The sequence below is a fragment of the Candidatus Peregrinibacteria bacterium genome (assembly GCA_016220175.1).
Classification (GTDB): Bacteria; Patescibacteriota; Gracilibacteria; order CAIRYL01; family CAIRYL01; genus JACRHZ01.
The window spans coordinates 1-25,577 of record JACRHZ010000051.1; the positions used below are offsets into that span (position 1 = coordinate 1).

General features: G+C 39.2%; 17 protein-coding genes and 1 tRNA gene. 8 read left to right on the plus strand and 10 right to left on the minus strand.

All coding sequences use genetic code 11. From position 1 onward, the window contains the following. Positions 1-110, plus strand: a 110-nt coding sequence (locus HZA38_04090; protein MBI5414667.1) for an IS30 family transposase, incomplete at its 5' end; no start/stop codon positions are given. On the opposite strand, the gene mfd is transcribed toward HZA38_04090, so the two are convergent. From mfd to HZA38_04120, 6 genes are all read right to left on the minus strand, one after another. Further along, positions 107-3,415: a transcription-repair coupling factor gene (gene mfd, locus HZA38_04095; GenBank protein ID MBI5414668.1), complete on the minus strand. Its 3,309-nt coding sequence runs from the start codon at positions 3,413-3,415 to the stop codon at positions 107-109. The genes HZA38_04090 and mfd overlap by 4 nt on opposite strands. Before the next feature lie 138 nt (positions 3,416-3,553). Next, positions 3,554-4,663 carry a DNA polymerase III subunit beta gene (gene dnaN, locus HZA38_04100; protein ID MBI5414669.1) on the minus strand — a complete coding sequence of 370 codons (1,110 nt, stop codon included), beginning with the start codon at positions 4,661-4,663 and terminating at the stop codon, positions 3,554-3,556. Between the two features lie 377 nt (positions 4,664-5,040). Beyond that, the gene (locus HZA38_04105) at positions 5,041-6,342 is read right to left on the minus strand and encodes an NTP transferase domain-containing protein (GenBank protein MBI5414670.1); all 1,302 of its coding nucleotides are present in this window, start codon (positions 6,340-6,342) and stop codon (positions 5,041-5,043) included. 192 nt (positions 6,343-6,534) lie between these two features. After that, the gene (locus tag HZA38_04110) at positions 6,535-7,362 is read right to left on the minus strand and encodes a hypothetical protein (protein ID MBI5414671.1); all 828 of its coding nucleotides are present in this window, start codon (positions 7,360-7,362) and stop codon (positions 6,535-6,537) included. Positions 7,363-7,488: 126 nt separating this feature from the next. Continuing rightward, the gene (locus HZA38_04115) at positions 7,489-8,820 is read right to left on the minus strand and encodes a fibronectin type III domain-containing protein (GenBank protein ID MBI5414672.1); all 1,332 of its coding nucleotides are present in this window, start codon (positions 8,818-8,820) and stop codon (positions 7,489-7,491) included. 72 nt (positions 8,821-8,892) lie between these two features. Beyond that, positions 8,893-11,295, minus strand: a complete 2,403-nt coding sequence (locus HZA38_04120) for a hypothetical protein (GenBank protein MBI5414673.1) — start codon at positions 11,293-11,295, stop codon at positions 8,893-8,895. 147 nt (positions 11,296-11,442) lie between these two features. On the opposite strand from HZA38_04120, the gene HZA38_04125 reads away from it, so the two are divergent. Next, positions 11,443-11,862 (plus strand): hypothetical protein, encoded by a 420-nt coding sequence (locus HZA38_04125; protein ID MBI5414674.1) that lies wholly within the window; start codon positions 11,443-11,445, stop codon positions 11,860-11,862. A gap of 133 nt (positions 11,863-11,995) precedes the next feature. On the opposite strand, the gene HZA38_04130 is transcribed toward HZA38_04125, so the two are convergent. The 3 genes from HZA38_04130 to HZA38_04140 all read right to left on the minus strand — a co-directional run bounded on the left by HZA38_04130 (position 11,996) and on the right by HZA38_04140 (position 16,849). Further along, positions 11,996-14,125 (minus strand): DNA translocase FtsK 4TM domain-containing protein, encoded by a 2,130-nt coding sequence (locus HZA38_04130; protein MBI5414675.1) that lies wholly within the window; start codon positions 14,123-14,125, stop codon positions 11,996-11,998. A gap of 110 nt (positions 14,126-14,235) precedes the next feature. Beyond that, complete coding sequence (locus tag HZA38_04135) at positions 14,236-15,003, minus strand: DsbA family protein (protein MBI5414676.1); 768 nt, start codon at positions 15,001-15,003, stop codon at positions 14,236-14,238. A gap of 172 nt (positions 15,004-15,175) precedes the next feature. Then, entirely contained in the window at positions 15,176-16,849 is a 1,674-nt protein-coding gene (locus HZA38_04140) for a hypothetical protein (protein ID MBI5414677.1), read from the minus strand. A gap of 170 nt (positions 16,850-17,019) precedes the next feature. Here HZA38_04140 and HZA38_04145 point away from each other — a divergent pair, with 170 nt between their 5' ends. Then, positions 17,020-19,131: a PKD domain-containing protein gene (locus HZA38_04145; protein MBI5414678.1), complete on the plus strand. Its 2,112-nt coding sequence runs from the start codon at positions 17,020-17,022 to the stop codon at positions 19,129-19,131. Positions 19,132-19,326: 195 nt separating this feature from the next. Here HZA38_04145 and HZA38_04150 read toward each other — a convergent pair. Further along, positions 19,327-19,402: transfer RNA gene (locus HZA38_04150), tRNA-His, on the minus strand. A gap of 71 nt (positions 19,403-19,473) precedes the next feature. Here HZA38_04150 and HZA38_04155 point away from each other — a divergent pair. The 5 genes from HZA38_04155 (at position 19,474) to HZA38_04175 (ending at position 25,567) form a co-directional block, all read left to right on the plus strand. Next, the gene (locus HZA38_04155; protein MBI5414679.1) at positions 19,474-20,793 is read left to right on the plus strand and encodes an FtsX-like permease family protein; all 1,320 of its coding nucleotides are present in this window, start codon (positions 19,474-19,476) and stop codon (positions 20,791-20,793) included. A gap of 124 nt (positions 20,794-20,917) precedes the next feature. Next, positions 20,918-21,487 carry a sigma-70 family RNA polymerase sigma factor gene (locus HZA38_04160; protein ID MBI5414680.1) on the plus strand — a complete coding sequence of 190 codons (570 nt, stop codon included), beginning with the start codon at positions 20,918-20,920 and terminating at the stop codon, positions 21,485-21,487. A gap of 32 nt (positions 21,488-21,519) precedes the next feature. Next, positions 21,520-23,400, plus strand: a complete 1,881-nt coding sequence (locus HZA38_04165) for a hypothetical protein (protein ID MBI5414681.1) — start codon at positions 21,520-21,522, stop codon at positions 23,398-23,400. 48 nt (positions 23,401-23,448) lie between these two features. Further along, positions 23,449-25,233 (plus strand): tRNA uridine(34) 5-carboxymethylaminomethyl modification radical SAM/GNAT enzyme Elp3, encoded by a 1,785-nt coding sequence (locus HZA38_04170; protein ID MBI5414682.1) that lies wholly within the window; start codon positions 23,449-23,451, stop codon positions 25,231-25,233. A 10-nt stretch (positions 25,234-25,243) separates the two neighbouring features. Continuing rightward, positions 25,244-25,567, plus strand: coding sequence for a DsrE family protein (locus tag HZA38_04175; protein ID MBI5414683.1), 324 nt, complete (start codon positions 25,244-25,246; stop codon positions 25,565-25,567). Positions 25,568-25,577 lie beyond the last annotated feature (10 nt).

Genomic DNA, 25,577 nt, shown 5'->3' on the forward strand with positions numbered 1-25,577 from the left:
CCAAAGTATCAGAAGAAAAAATCTATGCAGTACAAGAAAAACTCAACGACAGACCAAGAAAATCACTTCGATATCGTACTCCAAATGAAGTCATTTCTGATCTCCTCTAGGGGTGGTGCTTATAATCCTTGAATTTTCCTATTTCTTTGAAAACTTCTTCCTCTGACTCTATTTCATGTATGATTTTTTTTGATTTTGGTACGAGTTTTTGGAGAGCTTCTTTAACTCCGCGCATCCAATCAAATCCCATTTCTTTTACTGGAGTTTTCAATGTTTCCCCTGAAATTTTCCATTTTTGCTGATATTTCAAAAGATTCATAATTTCAACTGCTGTTACTTTCTTTGAGAGCACGAGATGAATTTCTCTGTCATTTTTTGTAACCGAAACCATTTTTACAGCTCGAACATTTGCTTCTCTCGCAAGAATTTTTACCTCCAAAACTTTAAATAAATTCATGACCTCTTTTGGAATTCTCCCATATTCTTCAGAAATCTCTTCTTGGAGCTCTCTCAGTGTTCCAAGATTTTTTACTGATGCTAATTTTTGATAGAGTAATATTTTTTCCTTTGAATCCACGACGTATGTCCCGGGAATGTAGGCATCAATTGCAATTTCGATAAGTACGTCTTCCGCTTCCTCTATTTCTTTTCCTCCCAAAATTTCTCCTTCCTGCAGTTCACGAATGGTTTGATTTAAGAGCCTCAAAAAGTGACTTACTCCAACAACATTTACGGTTCCATGTTGATTTACCCCAAGCACATCGCCAGCTCCACGTATTTCGAGATCTCTCATAGAAAGCTGGAATCCGCTTCCAAGTTCTGAGGCTTCAATGAGGGCTTTTAATCTTTTTTTTGCGCTAAGACTCAATTTCTGTGAAGAATGGAGGAGATAGGCGTATGCTTGAATTTTCGAACGCCCAATTCTTCCTCGAAGTTGATACAGTTGTGAAAGCCCGAATTGTTCGGCATTGTTTACAATGAGCGTATTCGCATTTGGAAGGTCAATCCCATTTTCAATAATCGTGGAAGAAACGAGGACATTATATTTTTTTTCCTTGAAGTCAAAAATTCTGTCTTCCAGCATTGCCGAGACCATTTGTCCATGAGCCACTACAAAAGAGGCTTCTGGGATAAGTTTTTGGAGTTTATAGGCCATTGCCTCGATTGTTTCCACTCGATTATGGAGGAAATATACCTGACCACCTCGTGCTGTTTCTTTTAAAATAGCTTCTCGAATAAGAGCATCTGAGTATTTCCGAACTTCTGTGATAATCGGGAGTCGCCCTGGAGGAGGCGTGGTGATCGTGGAGATATCGCGAAGTTTATGGAGCGCAAGATTGAGCGTTCGAGGAATTGGTGTCGCTGTGAGTGTCAGAATAGATACCTCACTTCTGAGTTTCTTAAATTTTTCTTTTTGCTTCACTCCAAAGCGTTGCTCTTCATCGATGATTACGAGTCCCAGATTATAAAAACGGACATCTTCACCGAGGAGTCGGTGCGTTCCAAGAACAATATCAATTTTCCCTTTTTCTAGCTCTCGCAATATCTGTTTTTGTTCTGATTTCGTTTTAAATCGCGATAGAACTTCTATTTTTACGCCGTGCTTTTCCATTCTTTGTTGAAATGAGTCAAAATGTTGATGCACCAAAATGGTAATAGGCGCAATCATGGCGACTTGTTTCCCTGATTGCACCACTTTAAATGCAGCTCTCATGGCGACTTCTGTTTTCCCAAATCCCACATCTCCGCAGAGGAGGCGGTCCATGGGAAGATCGTTCTCAAGATCCGCTTTGATATCACGAATTGCGGCAATTTGTCCTGGGGTTTCTTCGTAGGGGAATTCTCCCTCGAAAAGTCCTTGTTTTTCATTATCTGCGTTGAATTTATCGCCTTTTACCTGGGCTCTCGCAGCGTAAATTTGCAGAAGTTCTTTTGCGATTTTTTCCGTTTCTGCTCGAACTTTTTTCTGAATGTTTTTCCATTCTACACCTCCGAGCCTTGTTAATTTGGGTTCTTCATTTGTGTCGGAAATATATCTTGAAATTTTATCCGCCTGATCTACTGGAACATAAAGTTTGTCGTCTTGAAGATATGAAATTTCGAGATATTCCCGAGTAATCCCGGAAATTTCCTGCTCACAAATTCCCAAAAACCTTCCAATTCCATGATCCAAATGAACCACAAGGTCTCCTACTTTTAGACTCGTGAGAAAGTCAATGTTGATGGATGATGTTTGAATTTTTTTCGCCTTTTTTCCATGAAGATGAAAAATTTCTCGATCAGTAAAAAGACAGATTTTATGCTCTTGATTCTGAAAAGATGGCGGTACTGATTCGAGTTCCCCTGCATCTATGAGGAGAATTCCTTTTTCTGGGTTCCCATTTTCCTGAAATGGAATAAATTCTTCGAGGAGAATATTTTTGAGTTCGTCCTTCCTTTTCGTCATAATGACGATTTTCCATTCACTTGTTACCTTCTCTCGAAAATCTGCAAGAAGATCGGAGAGATTGAAATACTTGAGAACAGAGAGGAATCTTAAATGAATTGATGTTTTTTCGTCTTCCGGGAATGACGAGAATTCGAGTATTTTTGGTGAGGAAGACGAAAGTTTGGTATATGCGTTTTCGGAAAGCTCTTCGAGTTCATTAAAAATTTGGATGTCTTCGGGGGAAAATACTTCTGAGAATATTGTTTTTTCGAAAGAGTGACTGATGGGATAAAAGGCGACTTCGCCAAAGTGTTTCCCGATTTTTTTGCTTTCTGGAAAAAACTCAAAAATACTTTCAATTTCATCAAATGACACTTCCACTTTTACTGGCCTGTCAAATCCGAGAGGAAAAATATCAAGTACATTTCCACTTCTTCGATATTCTCCCTTTTGTAAAAAAATATCACTGGTGAGAGAATATCCCATCTTTATGAGGCGGTTGAAGATTTGCATTGCTGAAATTTTTTGCCCTTCTTTCAGGATGACTTTTTCCTCTTCCATTGTTTTTGGATTTGGAAAAAATTCGAGAGCGTCCTCTTTTGTACAGAAAAAAACATGTATTCTCTCCTCTTCATCCTTTTGAAGAGCTTTAAGAACCCATTCTGATTTTTCCTGTCCTCGTTCCTCTGAAAATGAGAGCGTAGAAAAATCGATATATTTCCCGTTCCCAGAAAGAAAGTAGGGGGCAAGAGAAGCGGTTTCATGAAGATCATTTTTCCCATCCGTAACAAAAAGGATATTTCTTGTTTTTGGATGTGATTTGAGGAGATTTTCAAATAAAAACAATTTTGAAGATATGTTTGGAACTCCAGACACAGTAAGTTTTTTGTTTTCTTGGAATATTTTTATACCACTCTCTCCCAAAAAATCCCCTAAAAAAAAGGAGGATAGGAGGATGTGGTTCTTTTGAAAAGATTCTTCGCTCATTCTGAGAAAAAAGAACTATTGTCTTATAAAACAACAGGTCGACCTTCCCTTCAAAAAAGAGAGGGAAAAATCACCTTGGGAATAGTATTTTCGCGCGGGATGTATTTTTCTCCAAAATTCTTTCTTTTGCAAGTAGTTTTAAATCTTAAGGGGCATAATGACGTGCACATAGTCTTCTTCTTTTTCTGGCTTGATAACCACTGGAGAGAGCTTCTCTTCTGTTTGGATATACACGGTTTTTGTATCAATACTCTGAAGAACGTCGAGGAGATATTGTCCATTGAGAGCGACTTCTGTGTTCTCTCCTGAGACCTCAGCAGCGATCTCTGATTCTTCACTTCCAATCTCTGTGGCATCTGTTGTGAGCTCAACGCTCCCTGTTTTTTTAAAAGAAACTTTAATATTATTGTTGTTTTCTCGTGCAAAAAGTCCAACTCTTTTTATTCCCAAAATAAGTTCATCTCGAGAAATTTTTGCTTTTATTTTGTAAGAAGAGGGGATTATTTGTGTATATTCTGGAAATTTCCCCTCAATAAGTCGCGAAATGAGTTTTGTGGTCCCAATTTGAAAAAGGATTTGATTCTTTGAAGAAATAACTTCAACTTCTTTTTCTTTTGAAGACCCAAGTATGCGTACAAGTTCTTGCATTGTTCTGCTGGGGATAATGTTTTTGAGATCTTTTATTGAATTTTTCCCAGAAAGTGTAATCTTCTTTTCTCCAAGCCTATAAGAGTCAGTCGCTACCAAATGAAGGGTGGTATCTTTTCCCCAAAAATATACTCCGGAAAGAACTGGTCTTGTTGTTGTTCCAGCACAGCAAAACACAACTTCTTCTATAGATTTTTTTAGTGCTTCAGAAGAAACTGAAAAATATTCTTCTTTTTCAACAACGGGAATAACAGGAAATTCTTCTGGAGAAATTCCTTTGAGCTTTGTTTTTGATCCAACAGCTTGGATAAAAATAGTTTCTCCGTCTTCAAGAACAAGCTTTATTTCGCCTTCTTTTAAGTATCCCACATAACTCACTAAAATTTTAGCGGGTATTGTTATTTTTCCCTCATTTTTTATGTCTGCGGAAATTGATGTTGTAATTGCAATTTCTAGATTTGTCGCTGATAAATAGAGTTTTTGCCCTTCTGCTTTTAAGAGCACATTCCCGAGGATAGGAAGAGTGTTTTGTGGATTGATTGCTTTTTGTACAAGTGTAAGTGCTTCAAAAAAATCTTTTTGCTGACAAGTAAGTTTCATAAAGAAAGCAGTGAGGGAAACTAAAGAAAGAGTACGATCTCTTCTCAAAAAATGCAAATCCCTTTTTACTACCCGCCTTTAAATAATATATATTTTTTAAAAAAGAAAAGAATAATTATAATTACACACCATTTCTTTTATAAAGAAATAAAAAAAGAAATATATTTCATAAAACAAAAGACTTCATAAGAACAAAAAACAAAGATATGAACACAAAAAAGACTCTCAAAAAATAAAAGCAAGAAGCTGTTTATAAAAACCCACAATTCAGCGGAGTTTTAGAGAATGTGAAAAAAATGTAGAAATCATAAAATCATAAAAACACCTTCCACTAAAAGAAAACAAGAATCCTAAAAAAGTGTTCATTGTGAAAAGAATTAATATCTATTTTCTTTTTCCACACTTTGGAACACTCCTTTTTTAAAACTTCGATCAGGAATGTCTTCTTCAAGACATAAACTCGCACCAATAAATGAATTTTTTCCAATTTTCACCCCCGGCATAATACTCGTGTTTATTCCAACTCGAACATTTTCCCCACAAAAAAGTCCAATTTTTTGAGAATGTGTGGGAATTTTTTCTTCAAAAATTTTTACAGAAATATTCCCTTCGTCCAGACGCAGATTCCCTGTTCGCGTTCCTGCGCCAAATGAAATATTTTCATCAAGTACCGAGTCCCCAACATAATTCTGATGCGTTCGAACACGTCTTAAGAAGTAAGAACGAGCGACTTCAGTACCATGACCAATAAGAGAATCTGCGCCGATATGTGAATTTCGAACCAGCACATGATTTCCAATAATACAATTTTTTCCAATATAAGCAGGACCGTTTATGACAGCGAAATCAAATACTTTTACCCCTTCCTCCAAAACAACATCCCCCAAAATACTCGCATGCGGAGATATTTGTGCAGAAGGATGAATGTCTTGACCAGAAAGCCTTAAAAGAAAGAATTCCATAAGCCGTAAATGGTCCCATGGATATTTTAATGCCTGCCAAAATCCATCATATTCCACCACTTCACACTTTTGTCCAGAATCGAACAATTTTTGTAGTCCATTTTCATATCCATAGTGTCCTGAATTCAGCTTTCGCTCTTTCTGTAAAAAATGAAATATATTTTTTGGATTCCGAAAAAAGTGGAAAACAAGATTTATCATGTGCGAAGGTTCATTTCCCATTCCAGGTTTTTCTAATATTTTTTCAACAAATCCTTGAGAATTGTAAACAAGATATCCACCGGGGAAATACTTTTCCACATTTTTTCCACAAACAAGAATGTCGGAATCTGATTTTGCGGCTTTTTGAAGTAAGTTCGCAAAGAAAAAGTTTTCCACAAAATCATTTGAACTCATAAGGAGAAAAGGCTTCTTCATATCGATTTTGTCCTGAGCATCAAGAACCCCACCAAGCATGCCTTCTTCTAGTTTTTTTTGGATTGAAAATGTCCACTCTATTTTTTTTCCTGCGAACTTCGGCAAAACAAGAGCTTGAATTTTTTCAATATTTTCTTCATTCCCCACAATATGAATTTCATCAAACTCTGGAAAAGAAAGCAGTTTTTCAATTTGGTGCTCAAGAACAGTTTTTCCGAGATAATCAAAAAAAATTTTGTCCGAAAGCGGCCACATGCGCTTTGATTGGCCAGAGCAGAGGAGGAGGACTTGAATATGCATAGAAAGAATTACTGATAAAACTATGAACCACAAATAGAGATTTGACAATATAATTAAGACCGCTATTATTTTACCAATATTTCTAAAGTTATGGAAAGACCGAATCGCTGTGAAATCCAGTTTGATACTATATGGATGCCATTTGTTTCTCTCTCCACGTTCTCGATTGCCTTTTGGGCAAAAACGAAAAAATTATTCTAAAGTAAACTCTATATCTCCAACATCTTTCGTCACCAAAACTCCACTTCCAAAATTCTTAATTCGATCGACAATCTCGGCATGCGGATGCCCATACGGGTTCTTTTTTCCGGCAGAGATTACTGAAATCTTCGGCTGTACCGCTTCTAAAAATTCCGGAGAAGAAGAAGTTTTACTTCCGTGATGAGCGACTTTCAAAATATCACTTTTAAGCGGAACTGGTTTTTTCAAGATTTCTTTTTCGCCATCTGCTTCAATATCCGCGGTCAAAAGAATCGATTGATCCTCAAATGTCACCCGAAGAACGATTCCAGAATTATTCATTTTTTGGATTTCTTTCCCCATAAGCGGCTTCTCAGGAGAAAAAATGTCGAAAAACACTCCGTCAATCCAAAAATCCTTTTCTGAATCAGAAAAAAATACTGGAATATCTTTTTCTGAGAGGAGGGAAAGAAATTCTCGAAACTCCGAAGTCTTTCCATTTGCTCCCGTGAGAAAAACGTTTTTCACTGAATATACTTTTAGTGATTCGAGTGCCCCAACAAAATGATCCTTTTCCGGATGTGTAACCACCATGAGCTCAATTTCTCTGTTCCAAAACGGAAGATCTTGAGAAAGCTTTGAAACGAAAGTGGAATCATCGCCACCATCAATTGTCACAAATTTTCCATGAGGAGTTTTCATAAGGATCGCATCACCAAGAGGAATGTCATAGGTCTTAAAGTGAAATTGTTCATCAAAAATTCGGTCACTTTCTCCGAAGAGAAAAAATGCAAAAAGGAGATTCCCAAAGAAAAATAACAGAAAAAATTTCTTGGACATTTTTGCAAATATATAGAGACACTTTCGCAAAAGAATCTTCTCCTTCAAAGCGGACATCCAAAAAAACCCCTCTGAGATAACACTCAAAAGGGGCTTTTCGACGGGAGGAAACGAAATATATCGATCTTATTTTTTCTGTCGACGACGGATGACAACATATAATGCACTTGCCAAAGCAGCCAAAGAAAGAGGGGCTCCCGTTTGAGGGAGAGCTGGCAACCGTATCGACTCGATCGTTCCGGAATTTTCATTTCCAGAAGTATCTGTTGCAGAAACCTTCGTAGTATGCTCCGTTTCTGGTTTTCCAGAGGTGTCATATTTTTCCGTGTCTTTTTCAAGTTTTACTCCATCAACCCAATTCTTCCCCTTGTCAGTGCTCTCATAAACAGTCTGATGGTCAACATCAGAAGACGTGCTTTTCTTCCAGGAGAGACTCAAAAGGAAATCTTTGAGGCGTGGAGTAGAAGAAATTTTCAAATCCGTTACATTTTCTGGAGGAGTCGTATCCTTTGAAACTTCCGTTTTTGAATCGGGACCTGTTTTTTCTTCAGTCTTCACTTCTGTTTTTGGTTCTTCCCCGACTTTACTCACAAGCGGTTTCTCGGCTTCAGGAATTTCCAGAGCATCCGTTCCGGTAAAATACGCAGAATCCGTTGCGCCGCTTTCGATTGGATTCTTTTGAAGATCAACAATAGCCGCTCCCACAGAAACCGCGTATTTGACATCACGTGTCATTTTTTCTTTGAGCGTTACAAATAAGATATTCTTGTGCACTTCTTCTTTATCCTTTTCCCCCTTATAGTCTATTTTGTATTCCACAGCAGAAACAGGAAGCACTTTCTTCTCATCAGCAGATTCCTTTATGGAAAAATTAAGTTCCGGAAAAAGGTCAGGAAGAGTTATACATTCAGAAAAAGTTACTTTTACGAGATCTTTCGTAAGAGCCTTTGCTTCTTTTACTTGAGGAGCCTTCTTATCGTCAACAGTGCAATCTTCTTGTGGTACTGGTTCAACAGTTTTTGCATCTTTCGCTGCTGGAGCATCGGCATATACTGATGCAGGAGCGGAGAAAACTTCCTCAGAAAGAGCAGTTGTTTTTGCGCCACTCTTCAAAATAGCCCCCACAGCGATATAATACCGAACACCATTTGTGAGATTTCGTAAAATATACGTAGTTTCTGTCGTCTTCGTGTCTAGAGTAGTATCATAATCTTTTGCAAGTTTTTCTGAAACAGAAGCGATCCCATAGTGTACTTCATACGAAATTACTGGGTCCGTCGCGGATGAAAGCGCATCCCAAGAAACAGAAAGAGCCGTATCGTATGGAGTAATCGCAGGATTTTTCACGACCACTTCCTCCGCTGCTGAAGAAGACGCTATTCCCAAGCTAACAGCAAGAGCTGCCGCGAGAAAAAGCATAATAATTTTGCGAACTTTGAAATGTGCGAGGGATTTCATGTGTATATGTTTATATTTTTAAATTTTCACATAATTATACACTTTTTAAAAAGAAAACGCAAACACAAAACTTCACGAAAAGAAAGACTTCAGTTCATTCCTACAAATTGGCTCAATCTCAAGATTTTCTCGAAGAGCCGCCTCAAAAAACTTCCCATATCCTTTTTTTTCTCGAATTCGAGGATCAAAACAAAAAAATACATATGGTTCTTTTTGTGAGGAAAAGAGACGAAAAAGTTCTCGCTCAAAACGCGCAACACTTCTCGGAACAATGTATTCTTCGAAAGAATGGGAGAATAAATTCTTCCTTTTCGAAAGAAGAGCCATCCCGGGAGGATCGAATTGGAACTTTTGATAAAAAAATACATCAAAAGAAATTCCCTCTATAGGAAAAACCTGATCAAAAAATCGCGAAGTTCCCATGAGAATTTTTCGACCTGGCTTTTGTAAAATCGCTTGAATTTTGCCCCTACTTCCACTTTTGGGCGTAATACAAGCGATATCGTTTTGAGAAAGCGCATGAAGAAGATATTCTTCCACTTGCTCTAACATTTTTTGAGAAGGAAAATGGGCGAGAATATTGCGAACCGGGGCATCAATTATTTGGAGAAGCCATTCGGCGGCAACTTTTGGAGTATTATCTCCAGAGGAAATCCCATCAGATGAAGAGAATCGTACAAGCGAAGGAGAAGGTTTTTCTCCAAGAAAGATCATCTTTTTTTCGATCTCGGCTGGAAGAGAAAACGGAAGAACCCACTCTTCACGAACATTTTTAGAAAAATGTTCTCCAAAGAGCAAAAAGCAAGGATGCTTTTTGGAAAAATCCTCCCAAGCGAAATCCAGAGAAATGCTGTTTCTATAGCACTCTATACTATTTTCCGGAAGTAAACGAAAAAATTGCAATTCATTTGCACGATGATTTTCTCCAAAAAAATCACGCCACAGAGTAATGGCTTTTATGAGAGAAGAAGGCGCATTACTCTGGTCTATTTCTTCAAGAATTTCTGAAAACACTTCAAAAAATTCATTCCAATCTTTCTCTTTTCGAATTCCTGCATCAACATCTATTTCAACAGCGTACTCATTCTCTCCTGCCCTCTTTCGGAGAAATCCGCCCAAAAGCTCAAATGTGAATCTGATTTTTTCGCGAATATCTTCAGAAAAAAGTGAGGAAAGAGAAAGAGTCTCTTCTGAAGAAACACGAATCTCCGACAAAAGAGTGAGAATATCTTCAAGATACTCCGCTCCTTCGAGGAGTATGTATTTTCCGTGATATTCTCGAAGCAGTTTTTGCGGAATGAAAAAGATGTCATATTTCCCGACTAATTTTTCTGGCAAGAATTGTTTTCCCGGACAAGAATCAGAACAGTCAACATGGATAGTATCACGAATTTCAGGACTCACGCTCCATTCTTCACGTTTCAAAAGAGGGAGAGAAGACTCGCCTCGTTCTAAGTTTCGCAAAACCTTAAGTCCCACAATTGCCTCAAGATCAGTATATTCTGGTTTTTCTAAGAATTTTTGAACTCGAGATTCGCACATTTTCATTTCTGGAAGTGAAAATTCTACAAAAGACATATGCGGGAATTTCTCTGAAAAATATGAGAGAAGATCCCGAATACGAGGTTTCATTCGCGGAGAAAAAACGATTCCCACCGGAACATGATGTTTCGAAGAAAACGAGACAGCGCTTTCAGTCGCCAGAAAAAAAGGATCAGAAGGGAATCGAGGAGAAATTTCCCATATTGATTTTTTCCCTTTTTCAAAAACAGAAGCAACTTCCTTCTGAAAAACTTCTTCCTTCTCCGTTTTTTGCAAAGGGAAAAAGCATGATTTTTTTTCCGAAATACGCGCCATCTGAAGGTGCTTTTCTTCTTCAAAAAACATTCTCGCTTCAAAGAAAAATATTTTTCCAGACCAAGAAGTCTTTTGAAGAAGAGCACGATCTTTTTCCCGAGTCGGCTCTGAAGTGCCGAGCACATATTTCGTTGAAAGAAGTTTCCAGAGCTCTATATTTGCAAGAACGTCACTCATGGCACGATGAGCACCTTCATGAGGAAGCTCGTATTTTTGTGTAAGGATTTCCAACGAATAACTTTCTTCATCAGGGAGAAGAATTGTTGAAAGTGGATATGTATCAATTTCTTTATTTGAAAATTCAAAACCTTTTGCGCGGAGAAATTCCGTATCAAACGAAATATTATGCCCAACAATAATATCGTCCTCGTGGAGAAATTCTTGTAAAAATTTCGTGCGAATAACTTTTAATTGTGGCTTAAGAATAAGATCATCTTTGGTAATTCGACAAAGACGCCGAATTTGAGGCGGAATTTCAAAATCTTCTTCCGAAGGACGAATAAGCTCATCAAACGTCGCTATGACTTTTTCTCCATCAAATCGTGCCGCAGAAAGCTCAAAAATATCGGCAATTTCATGGCTGAGGCCAGTGGTTTCTATATCGAGGAAAAGAAGCACATTTCAAAAAAAGAGTATTCACGGGAAAGTTTCTCGAATTTTCTGAAAAAGGACAAGGCGTGGAAAAAAATAGGGAAAAATCATCTTTACACATATCCATAAAGAGATGCTATGATAGGCACGTTTTTACTATTTTCTCCTTTTCCAATGAAAAAACTTACCGCGCTCGTTCTCCCGATGCTTGTTTTCGCTGCGTGCTCTGTCTCCCTCAATGCTCCGAGTATCACCGATCTGAAGCTTTGTTCTCAGATAACCGGAGATCTTTGCTCAAGTGATTCTACGACGTTTCAGCCGGTCGAAACGTCCTTATACGCCACAGCTATATACAATTATGCTGAAGCAAATGAGTCGGTAAAAGTAACTTGGAACTATGTTGGGGGAAATCCGGACATTCAAGGACCGCTAGAAATAGCTTCTGCAGACATTAAAATTCCAGAAGGAACGGTGTTTAATATGAAAGGGACGATAGAACAACAAGGTCCATGGCCAACAGGGAATTATGAAGTAGTTCTTACAACCGTTTCCGGAAAAGTTGCGGCTCTCAAAAAGAGCTTTAGTGTTCAATAAAAATCAAGCCTTTTCTCGACATATTTTACAGGAATATTGGCAAAGTGAAGTAATATCAAAAAGCTCCGAAATCTTCGGGGCTTTTTTTGGCACACGAGATTTCTCTATTCTGTTGTCGAACCTCGACAACATTTTACATAAACACCTCTCTTGGCTTTGCCCCACGAGAAGGTCCGATGTGTCCTTTCTTTTCCAAAATATCAAGAATGCGCGCTGCACGAGCATATCCAACAGAAAGCCTTCGCTGAAGAAGAGATGCGGATGCTTTCCCTGTCCCCCGAATCAAAGAAAGAGCTTCCTCTTCAAGATCATCTTCATCCCCAATTCCTCCGCCAAAACTTCCTCCTGAAAAAGATACAGTTCCGACTTCCGAAGCTTCATCAATAAGATCGATATGCTCAAAATCTCCCATTGAGAGTTTAATACGATTGATCACTCGCTCTATTTCCGCGCCAGAAATATAAATTCCCTGAATGCGTTGCGGCTTTGAAAGTTTTGGATTCGTAAAGAGCATATCACCTTTTCCGAGAAGATCTTCTGCGCCGATGGTATCGAGAACGGTGCGGGAATCAACTTGCGCTGTTACGGCAAAAGAAATGCGTGAGGGAATATTTGCCTTGATAAGCCCGGTGATCACATCTACCGATGGTCTCTGTGTGGAAATAATCAAATGAATTCCCACAGCGCGCGCCATTTGCGCGAGACGACATACAACCGCCTCAGTATCCTTTCGGAATTGGCGCATCATAAGGTCTGCAAGTTCATCTATCATAATCACAATTTTCGCCATTTTTTCCGGTTCTTTTTCATTGTATTCCGTAATATTTCGATATTTTTTCTCTCCCATTTCTGTGTATCTTCGCATCATTTCACTGACACACCACCTGAGTGCCGCAAGTGCTTTTTCTGCATCAGTAATTACCGGAGTTAAAAGATGAGGAATTCCGTTATATGGCATAAGTTCAACTCTCTTCGGATCAATCAAAATAAGACGCATGTCTGCAGGAGAATTTTGAAAGAGCAGAGAAATAAGAAAAGTATTTGTGGCAACTGACTTTCCTGATCCAGTTGCACCGGCAATAAGAATGTGCGGCATTTCGGCGAGATCCTCAATAATCGGATCACCAGAGACATCACGCCCTATGGGAAGCTTGAGAGAACTCCTCGGCTCATGATATTCAGGAGATTCCATGATTTCTCGGAGATGGACAACTGTTCGTTTCAAATTCGGGATTTCGATTCCCACAAGATTTTTTCCAGGAATAGGAGCTTCAATACGCACGCTCTCAGCAGAAAGAGCAAGGGCAAGTTCGTTTTTTAACCCCGTAATTTTCGAAAGTTTGATAGATTCTTCAGGAATAAGCGTAAATTGCGTAACCGTCGGTCCAACGTGAGCAGTTTTCATGTCCACCTCTAAGCCAAAATGAGCGAGTTTGCGCTGAATTTCCTCCGCCATTTTTTTGAGATCGCTGTCTTTGGTAAGAATTTTTGATACAGCAGGGTTTAAAAGGTCAAGAGTCGGAGCTTCCCACTGCGAAAAATCTCCGGAAGGAATTCGAGTCTGGTCAGTTTTTAAAGATTTTCTTTGTTTTTCTTGAAGAACGGGTTTTTCAAAATTTGGTCGAATTACTTCGAACTGCTCTTCCTCTTTTTTGAACTCTTCCTTCATTACTTTTTGCACTTCCTGCTCAATGAAACTTGGCTTGAGTATTGTCAGTTGCTCTGCAGGCTTCCTCTTTTTTTCTTCAGAAGTTTTTGGGAAGAAGAAGGTGACGCATTTTACAAAAAACACGCCAAGACTGCGAAGTGAAATTTGAAAGGCGAGAAGAGCTCCAACAAGAAAGATTCCAAAGAGAACAATGGATGCGCCCATATCTCCAAGAAACATTCGGAAAATAAGACTTGAAGCTACTCCAAAAAATCCAGCCGCCTCAAGAGGATTTCCTACAAATGGTTTTCCCATACTCTCAGTTGGTATTTGAATGGTATGGAGAAATCCAGATGCTCCAAAAAGGAGGAAGAAACTCCCGAGGAGCGTCGTAAAATTAAAACTCGTTTTTTTCCCAAGAAAGGCAGAAACAGAAAGGATAGCAAAAAGAGGTGGCAACATCCATGATCCAACACCAAAAAGTTGAATGAGACCTGTTCCAATCTGCTCTCCAATAAGTCCGAGGTTTTTGGAAAGGGTGAGGAAAAAAAGGAGAGAAAAAACACCAAAAATTACGCCAGCAATTTCTTGAGAAATAGGACGAGGGATGTCCACTTGCACCTTTGAAAAATGCGAGAAAACTGATGAACGCCTGCGCGTTAAAGAATTCCTACGGCGTGCTTTTCTCATTCAAGATGAGGATGAAAGGGAAACGGAATAGAGAATTATTTCTTGAGTTCAGAAATAGCAGTTTCAACTACTTCTTTTGGAACCGCTCCTCCAAGAACGCGAACTTCAGAAGTTTTTGTATTCAGGAGAATATTTCCGGGAGTTCCTGAAACGCCAACAGAAGTTCCTTCAGAAAGTGACGTTTTCACTTTTTCCGTCATCTCCCCAGAATCAAGGCAGCTCTGAAAACTTGTCGCATTCACACCAGTTTTTGCTGCAAGCTGAGACAAGTCAGACACTGGGTACAAACTTTCTGCCCCGAAGAGACCATCTGCGAATTTCCAAAATGCGGAATTTCCGCCGAGTTTTGCAACACACTCACTCGCCTCGGCCTTTTTCTGAGATCCCGGATGGAAACTGAGCGGGAAATGTCGATATACCCATGCTACTTTTCCGCTAGAATTATCCACTACCTCTTTTGCTGTTGGGTGGAATTTTGCACAAAAAGGACACTCGAAATCAGAATATTCAAAGAGAACAATTTCAGCACTTTTATTCCCATAGAGATGATCCTCATCAGAAAGAGCTCGCACATTTTTTGCCTTTTCTGCCGCTTGTTTCTGTTCTCTAAGAGCAGCTTTTTGCTGATCGAGCTGGTTCTTTGAAGACAAACGCTCAACTGAACTTTCAATAGCGGCATCAAAATCAGCGCTTTCCACATACTCCGCCAATTTTTGATCAACAATTTTAGAAATTTTGTCTTCAGGAGTAAGAGCACATCCTGCGAGAAGGAAAGGGACAAATAGCAAGAAAAATTTTTTCATGAAAAGAAAGGAAAAAGGAATAAAAACTTCAATAAGGAGGATACCTGAATTTTTGAAAAATGTCTTTAAATTTTTTTTCGGTCAATTATACCAAGAATTTCGCGGAGAAAATAATCACTCCTGGATATTTTGCCAAAAAGATCACAGAATTTTTATATAAATTTTAATGAGGCTATTTTGAACTCGTTCCAGAAGAAAGGCGAATGGAAATATTTTCCGGCAGTTTCGGAATTGTTGAGCTCCAGAATGGCCAAAGAGAAATAGAGACTTCAGAAACCTCCTCCTTATTCGAAATAAGTGCTTCTGCAGCATTTTTTTCCATTCCCTCAATCTCAGATTTTATGGAATTCACAAAAAGAATTCCCTGCTCACTTCTCGGATCAATAACGTATTCTTCAGCTCCTCTCACGGAAATAGCAAGCTTGAGAGAACCGTTTTTTTCATCTCGCTCTAAAAGTTCAGGAGAGATACTTTCTTCATCAATTCCAACAAGCCTCATTTTTGGGTCAGTTTTGGCAGAGAGGGAATCCCAAAGGAGTGAATAGAGGGCATTCTCAGAATATGCCCAGGTACGGACTCGTATTTTAGCCGATACAGAAAAACTTTCCTGATTCTTTCCGAGAATATCATTCTCAACGACGATGTCCATAATTTTTGTTTCTAAAAATGATTTTCCAAGGAGAAGACTCAAATCCAACGTTTCTTGAGAATTTTTTTCTGAGATAAATTTCTGAAGATTTTCTTCAGCACTTCCCAAAAGATCAGTGGTAATTTTATTTTTTGCTGCCCCTATGTCAGAAGATGTTATTTTTGGCGACCAATCCGTTCGCCCTCCTGAAAATGGGGAAGTCGATTCTGCCCATATTTTTTCCCGAAATGCCTCAGAAAGACCGGGAAGAAAAAATTTGGAAGGACCAATGTTTCCTTCTTCTCCTACAATTTTCCCAGAAACATCTTCTGCATCAGCTGTTACAGAAACCGTGCGCATTCCAGGAACGATATTTTGAGACGCATCTTTCTTCTCGGCCGGAATTTCTAGCCAATCTGATATTCGGAAAACAAGTCCTTCCGGAGTTTGAAATCGTGTCTGTGGGCGGAGCCTTTTTTCTTCGGGGGAAAAATTATATACCGTAATTTCACCAGAGGAATGAGATCCACGAAAATCTTTTGTGATAGTAGGGAACTTAATACTTTTCTCAAAAACCGACTCAATAGGAAACCCAGCAATACCTTCTTTTTGATAAAGAACATCACGGTTTTTTTCATTTTCGAGATTGAAGAGCATCACATTTACAATAGTTTCTACGCCTTTTTTTTCAGGTTTAATATCTATGGTTGCACCGGGGAACGCCAAAAACGAAAGAAAGGCAAGAAGTCCGACGGAGAAAATGAAAAGGCCAAGGAGGGCTTCCCATGATGGCTTTGAAAAGACGTCCTTCCAGTTTGCCCTTTCAGATACTGGTGGATGATGCAAAGACCCCTCTTCTGTGATGCCAATTGATCTTTTCCGAACAAAAGAACGCTCAAAGTTTACATTCACAGGATTTTTTTTGGCAGAAATAGTGTCTTCTGGAAGTTTTTTCTCCCAGTGTTCCAAAGTAGGATGACTTTCTATTCCTGCTGTTTCGCACATTTTTCGAGCCTTTGCGAGTATGGTGATAACGACCAGAGACTTTCCATTTTTTTCCGCCTCACTCCGAAGAATCTGGAGATTCACAATACTCTCAAAAAGAAGAGACTTTCGCGGCAGAACAAAAACAATGGTATCTGCTTTCGCAGAAACAATTTTCGAAATAAATTCGGAAATATCGGTGTCCTGGTCTACATAAAAAATTCTCTCATCCATAAGTTCAGAAGAAACCTGCTGAATAAAGATACTGTGTTTTTGAAATTTTGACGAGAGAAATGAACTCGCTCAGAAAAGAACAAGATTTTCTCATAACATTTTCTGAGAGCATTCTCTTTGCGCTCCACTCCATTTTTTGAGACAATGCGAGCAAGATTATTTTCTTTCCTATGCCCACCGAAGAAGAAAAAAATATCTTTCTTGAATCTCTTCAGAAAGAACGAGAAGCCTCCTCCAAAGTACTTGCAAATCAAAAAGTGGAAAAGACTCCTCCGAAAAAACAAATGTCAGGAACAGCCCTTTTTGCAACGCTGTTTTTACTCTTTCTTCTTATTGTTACACTTCTCATTTTCATTCTTTCTGTAGGAGGAGGGAAAAATCCAATTTTACAAAGCTTTGGAATAGAAAGTGGAGAAGTGAAGGAGTTTTTGAAATCGCTTGTCAATTGGATATTTGGCGGACTTACACTTCTCCTTCTCCTCCTCTTTTCTATTGGAATATTTCGCGGAATTTCTGCAAAAAAGGAAGAACGGGAAAAGCGCAGAAACTCACTCGTTTTTGGAACAGTTTCCGGAGGACTTATTTTTGTTGTTGTCCTGGCATGGCTCGGAATGTTTGCCTACATTAATACTTTAGAGGCAGGAGCAGTAGGGACACGAAATCAAATTGAAGTTTTGAATTTGAATCCAGGGGACAAAATCATCGCACCGCTCACCATTGCATTTTCTGCAAAAAGCATAGCAGGAGAGTTTGCCCGTCAAAAGAAAAAAGTTCAAAGATTTTTGTGGGATAAAGAAAGTGATGGAACGTACGAAGTAAATACCGGTCGTGATCCCACGGTAAATTTATGGTTTGCAACAAAAGGAGTGCACGTGGTGTCTCTCATGGTGGAAATAGAGGGGGAAAATCCACAAGAATTTCAGAGGCAGTTTGAAGTCGACGACGTTCTTTTTGTTGCAACTCCTGACGCAGGGGAAGTTCCTTTAGAGGTTTCATTTGATGCCAAAGATATTACCGAGGGACTTTCCGTACAGATATTTGAATGGGACTTTGATGGAGACTCTGTGGTAGATGAAACGACGACGAATGCCCAGATGAAACATACATATCAAAAAGTCGGAGTATTTCCAGTGAGACTTCGCATTCGTCTTCAGGATGGACGCGTAGAAACGTACGAACGCAGAATTACAACCACAGGTGCTACTTCTGAGCAGATCAAAGCTATTATTGAAGCGTCTTTAGTAGAGGGATTTGCGCCACTTAAGGTAGAGTTTTCAGGAAAAGATTCCTTTTCCTCTGAAGGCAAAATTACGGGATATTTTTGGAATTTGGGAGAAAAAGATACTTTGCGAAAAGGCGATGTCGTAACACACACGTATGTAGCACCAGGAACATATCGCGTAGAATTGCGTATTACAAATGATATCAAGATGGAAGCTACGGACACTGTGGAAATTGTCGTAAAAGGAACTTCAAAAGCCCCCGAGATAGTACTCACGAGTGTGCCAGCGGGAGATGCATCAGGGAAAATTATCGAAAAAGAAAGCCCGCTCACCGTTACTTTTGATGCGAGTCAATCAAAAGATCCTGATGGAGATATTGTCAGTTGGGATTGGGATGTAAATACAGATGGAATTCCCGATGAGTATGGGGAAAAATTCACGTATACCTTCGAAACAGCTGGAGAATATACGGTAACTCTTACTCTCCGTGATGCTGATGGAAATCAGAGCACGGCAACTCGTGAAGTTCTTCTTGGGAAAAATCCAGTACAGGCGAATATTATTGCAACTCCTGAAACCGGATCTGTTCCATTGACAATCACATTTGACGGCTCTGGCTCAAGTTGTGGGATAAAATGCAAGATTCTCTCGTTCGAATGGAATTTTGGAGATGGAACACAGCCTCAGCTGACCGGAGCCCATACCACACATACATTCACCAAGGTGGGAACTTTTACAGTAGGGCTTCAAATTACTTCAGAAAATGGAGATAGAATTTCTGGAAAAAAAGTGATTGCTGTACGAGAACCTGCGCTGAAAGCATGCTTTGAACCGAGCAGGCTTTCTGGAAAAGCCCCGCTTCCAATTCTCTTTAAAGACTGTTCTGACGGGACTATTCAAAAATGGAAGTGGGATTTTGGAGACGGATACATTTCTGAAGAACGCGCACCGGAACACACTTTTTCTGCCGCTGGAACATATACCGTCAGACTCTCTGTGATGGATGAGAATAATACGACTTCTCAGGATTCACAGGATATTCAAGTCGAGGCTCCTTAATTTTTCATTTTTTTCCTTACCCCATGAATTCAAAAACAAAAAAAGCAATGGTGGTGACACTGGCTGTTCTCTCCACGATTGCTTTACTTTCAACCATTGTTCTTCCTCTCCTGCAAATATTCCAATGAAGAATAATGAGAGAATGAACATCTCTAAAAAAAGCCTCACGAAGATGAAAAGTAGAGACTATTTTTGTGGGGCGGCCGATGGGATTCGAACCCATGACATTCGGGACCACAACCCGACGCTCTAGCCACTGAACTACGGCCGCCATGCTTTAGGAAAGCTCGAAGAGTGTAGGAATTATACCATAAAATTGCAACATCTTTTCGTTGAAATCCCATGAAAACTCTCCAGATAATTTCTTTTGCATATCGTCTTCTTAGGCGTCGTCTGGGGAGGAATATCCTTGTGTTTGGAGGTGTTTTTATAGGGACATTTCTCCTGGTTTTGTTTTTATCTTTTGCGGAGGGAGTAAAACTGAGCATTCTTCTTCCGATAGAAAAAGAGCTCAGTTCTGAAGCTCTTGTCGTTATGGCGGAACCAAAAACCTCATCGGGATTTGACCCACTCGTATTTTTTCGTGCTCGATCAGAAGGGTATATATCCCCTGAAATATTTCGTCAGATTGAAAAACTTCCTGAGGTGAAAAAAGTATATCCAGAAACAAGAATTCCATTTCCTGTAGCGACAAATGCAGAAATAATTTTTGGTGTCGGATTTGCATTTGATTCCACACTCAGCGGATATCCTTCAGAACTTCTTCAGGAATATCTTCCGGAATGGCAAACATTTACGGGCTCTGAAGATTTTATACCAGTGGTGCTTTCTCCACTCCTCGTGGAAATATACAATTCCACGATTGGAGAAATTGTTCCCGGGGCATCTAAAAAAACACTCAAAAATTTTCTCGGTCAAGAAATGGAATTCACTTTCGGAAAAATAAATTATTTGGATTTTTTTCAGAGCTTTCCTGAAGGAGTTTCTCCGGAGGTAAAAAAAGGAAAAATTGTCGGTTTTGCTCCTTTTCTTTCGCCCTTTACTTTTGGAATTCCTGAAAAAATTGCCCGAGAAATGTGGATGAAATATGAAAAAATCTCCGCTGAAGAACTTCTCCCAAAATCTACAGTAGTGAAGGTCTGGAACCAGGAAGATGTTCCTTTGCTGAAGCAAAAGTTTCAGGAGATGCATCTTTTAACGAGGGATCTTTCAGCCAATCTTGATACAGTACGAAATCTGCTCTTTGGACTAGAAACAATCATTCTTATTACTGCCGGACTCATTCTTGCTCTCGCGTTTCTTTTTTGTGGATCAGTACTCTCTCTTTCCATTTTAGAACACCAAAAAAGCATCGGAATTCTTCAAACACTCGGCGGATCTCCATCCGATATTCGGAACATATTTTTTTCACAAGGGATTCTCATTCTTGGAGGAGGGATTTTCTCCGGATGTATTTTTGCTTTCGTTCTCGGGAACGTATTAAATTCAATTATTCTCCCTTCTCTTCCTGAATTCTCAATTGCGCCTTCCTCAATTTTTTATTTCAACTGGATGTTCTTTTTAAAAATATTTGCTATAATCTTCTTTGGAGCAATTACAGTTGCTTATGTGCCAGCACGGAATGCAGGTCGCAGAAGTCCACTTGAGACAATTCTCCACTAAAGTACGAATTCCAACATTTTTTGTTTCTCAATATTTGCGAAATTTGGTAAAGTGAGTCCCCAAGGCGCAACAAAAAGACATAACGCCAGGAAGCCTTGGTTTTTTATGAGATTTCTCTAACATAATGGATTACTCAACTCGTTTTACGGCAGAACTTCTCCAAAAAGCGAAAGATGGCGATCAAGAAGCATTTGGAGAAATTTTTGATGTTCTTTTAGAGCCAATATATCGCTATATTCTTTTTCATGTCGGAGATCCGCGTATTTCAGAACAAATTACAGAAGAGTTTTTTTTAAGACTTTGGAAAGATCTCAGAAAATTTCGTCAAAACGGCAAAGGGAATTTTCAAATATGGGCTTTTCAGCTCTGTTATAAAATCGTCTTGGGACACGCTTCTCCAGACAAAAATATTCAAAAAAGTTCTTTAGGAGAGACCGCTGAAGCATCTTCCCCAGCACAGGCCCAAGATTTTCAGTTGCAAAGAGCGCTCCTTGAATTACCAGATTCTCAAGCAGAAGCTATTATTCTCAAATATTTTTGTTCTCTTAGTCCTGCAGAAGTCGGAGGAATTCTTGAAAAAACGGAAGGAGCAGTACGAATTTTACAGTCTCGGGGACTCAAAAAACTTCGAGAAATTCTCGAAGGAGTTAAGCCTAAAGAAGACAATTCTGAAGAAGATGAAAACATCATCTAATATCGAAATCCTCACATACAATTTCCCTAAAAATGGAATCATTTCAGTTTGTATCACTTGAAAGGCGGCTCTATGAAGGGAGAAAGATCGCTCCCTCTGAGGATTTTGAGGAATCACTCAAAGCGTTTCTCTTTTCCCAAATGGCGGAGAAAAATGAGAAGTGGTTTTTGCAGTTTGTAAAAGATTTGGAAATATCATCTGACTTTGCGGTCGTAAAAAATCGCATTTGGCAGAATCTAGAACATTCGGCAGACTCCTTGCCATTTGATCTTTCCGATTTTCTGAGACATGTTGTCAGGAAATCATGGTTCTGGAAATCCATCGTAGCAGTGATCTTTATTGTGGGAGGATTTCTTATTGTTCCTCCATATCTTTTTGGAAGCGACATCCTTCCTCAACAATTTTCATTACTTATGGAAGCTGCTGGCGAAGTTCATATTGTTCAGGGAACTGAGGAGAGCCAAGGGAAAGGAGGGGAACATCTTTCTCAAGGACAAACAATTCAAACGGGAGAAGGAACAGCACAAATAGTTTTTTTTGATGAAACCCTTTTCAGAATTGGACCACATTCCTCTGTGACTCTCCAAAAAAATACGCAATATCCAGGCCCTTCCCATTCTGGAGAAATAGAAGTCGTTCTAGAGGAGGGGAAAGTTTGGCTTCGTTCGTTTGCCACACCGACTCCAGATATGAAATTTGTATTGAAATCAGGAGACATTCTCATTTCTCCACTTCCTGGAACACTTGATGTGAGTCGAGAAGCACGAGAAACACAAATTCGTATTTGGGAACGCAGTGCTAAAATTTCAGATCAAGAAAATAAGCAGAATACTATTTTTGTTGCGGGATCAAAAATTCGGTATTCCCCGCTGGAAGGGAGACAAGAAGAGGATCTTTTGACTGAAGACAAAAATGAAGAATGGGTTCGGAAAAACATATCAGATGACGAAATCTTCCTCAAAAATCGCCTTCAAACACTCGAGTACGAATATAGAAATCACTCAGGAGTCCTCCCCGGATCCTTTTTATATCCGATAAAAATATGGGGAGAACCAAATCTTTTTCAAGGAGCCCCAGCTGACGATTTTTATGTGATTGAAAAAAGAATTGAAGAAGTACTTCTTCTCTTCTTGCAGGGTGATGAAAAAAAAGCACTTGCCACGCTTGAAGAAGCGACGTTCGCTTTGCAAGCAATTCTTCTTGAACATCAAGAGCTTCGTCCTCTTGCTGCTCAAGTGTTTAATCGATTTCAAACAGATCTTATGTTTCTCCCTGCGGATTCTCCGCTCTGGAAGATTCGGAAAAAATTATACGATACAGAAGCAGAAGTTTTTCACCAAAACCCATTCTATTTTCACAGAAACGCAGTAGAAGAGCTCTGGAATCTGCAGACCATTATTCTGGAATCCGATAAGCTCATTTCTCGAAAACAATTCGAAACGTACGAATTTCAGAAATCCTTTCTGCCACCTCCTATTACAAATGACCCCGAGGAGAAAGCTTCTCTCCTTCGGCTTAAAATACAGGAAATAAAACTTCTTAATTTTCTGTTTTTTAAACTCTTTGCGGAAAGTAACATCGAAGCTGCTGAGGACAAAGTTATCGCTGAAATTCTCATGCTCATCGAAGGAAAAGAAGACATCAAAAATCTTCTTTGGGAAGAAACTTCTCAGCCGCCTGACACAAATCCAATTTATGATTTTCAGGAAAAGGTAAAAATTTATAAAACTCTTCAGGGAAGAAAAAATCAGACAGCGTCACTTTTGTCAGAAGTAGAAAACACCGCAAGAAGTCTTCCTTTCCTTCAGGAAATTCGAAAAGTACTCGGTCCAGAGCTCCGTGATGTTGTTACGAAAAAAATGGGAGAAATCCTTGAGGAAGAAGAGAAGAAAATTATCTTAGAGGCGAGTTAGAGCGAAGAGGTATTCTTTTCCTAGAAGATATTTTATTTTGAAACACACGTGAAACCAGCTATAAAAATCTTCGGAAATGAAAGAGAAATTATTGCGGAATCGATCATTATTGAAATGTTTCAGTGTGGGGAAGTGCACCCAAAAAAATTGGAAGACATAAAAAATACGTGGACGAAAGGAAAGAACATTTCATCGCCCTCAAACGTTGATCTCTTAAAGTCGTACAGAAAGCTTGTGGGCAGTAAAAAAATTCCAGAAACTCCTTGGCTTCAGAAGAAACTGAGAAAAAGGTCAATTCGAACACTTTCGGGGATTTCTCCCATTTCAGTTCTCACGAAACCTTACCCTTGCCCGGGAAGATGTGTGTATTGTCCTACAGAGAAAGCTTCTCCAGAAGGGAAAACACTCTTTGAAATCGATTCGGAAAAGAAATATGGTCCTCAAAAAATTGCCAAGAAATACCGAAGACCCGGAGCGCTCGTTATGCCAAAGAGCTATCTCTCCTCTGAGCCGGCAGCGATGAAAGCGCTCCTCAATTCATTTGATCCGTGGAAGCAAGTTCAAAACAGAATTCGAGCGCTCAAAGAAACTGGGCATTTTCCAGAAAAATGCGAACTTATTGTTATTGGAGGAACATTTTCCTTTCTTCCAAAAAAATATCAAACATGGTTTGTAAAAAGATGTGTTCAAGCCTTGAATGAAGACAAATCTCCTCATAAAAGAATAGAAAAAGTTCTGCAGGAGAATGAAAAAGCACAGCATCGGGCGATTGGCATTGTTCTCGAAACAAGACCAGATCATATCACGTTAAAAGAAGCAAAAAGATTTCGATTCATGGGATGCACTCGGGTGGAAATCGGAGTACAAACGCTTGATGATGCCGTTTCTCTGTACACGAAAAGAGGTCATGGCAATGCGGAAGTTATCAGAGCAACAAAAATTTTACGTGATGCAGGATATAAAATTTGCTATCACATGATGCCAGGACTTCCGGGAAGCACTCCACAAAAAGATCTTCAGAGTTTTCAAACGATGTACTCTGATCCAAATTTTAAACCGGATTATCTCAAAATTTATCCGTGTTCAGTTGTTCCATTTTCTGAGCTTGCAGAATGGTACGCTCAGGGCAAATTCACTCCAGCGACACATGAGGACCTTATTCCCCTTCTTCTCGACATCAAAGCGATGACACCGCCATGGGTTCGTATCACGAGACTCATTCGTGATATTCCCAGTACAGCAATTCTTGCTGGCTCAAAAATCACAAATCTCCGTCAGCACCTCTCTTTCCTTTCGAAAAAAAGAGGAACACCGTGCAAATGTATTCGGTGTCGTGAAATTCGCGATGAGAAATTTAATCCCGAAGAAATAATTCTGAAAAGAATGGAATATGAAGCAAATGATGGCCATGAAATTTTTCTTTCGCACGAAACTCCAAATGGAAAAATCATCGCACTTTTACGGCTCAGAATTCCTTCGTGGTTTTTCTCAAAAAATCCTGGGAAACCGCTTTTTCGAGTCCTCAAAAATTGTGCACTTATTCGGGAATTGCACACGTATGGAGAACTTGTTCCGGTAGGAAAACGAACAGGAAATTCGCAACATGGAGGATGGGGAAAAAAACTCCTCTTTGAAGCGGAAAAGATTATTGATGAGGAATATCACATTCCAAAAGTTGCTGTTATTTCTGGCGTAGGAGCAAAAGATTACTACAGAAAATTTGGGTATGAAGAAGAGCAGACGTATATGGTGAAAAAACTAATTAAGAAATCAAGAAGGCATCATGATATACTCAAATCGCAAAAAACTGTACAAAATTTAACGATTCCTTAACAACTCCAATATGAAGCTCGCAATCATTCTCTCGGCAAGTGAACCAGAAAGCAATTGGAATGCTTTTCGATTGGCAAATTTTGCTCTTAAACAAGGTGATGAAGTTAAGGTTTTTCTTGTTGGACAAGGAGTGGAATATGAAACTGCAAGTTCAGAAAAATTCAATATTAAAGAGCAATCTGAAGAGTTTTTAAAGTCGGATAAAGCGCAAATCATGGCTTGTGGCACTTGTCTCAAATTACGTGAAAAGGAGGCTACGAGCACGTGCCCGATGAGTACTATGAAAGATTTATACGCATTAATAAAAGGATGTGACAAAGTTTTAACTTTTTAATTACACACGC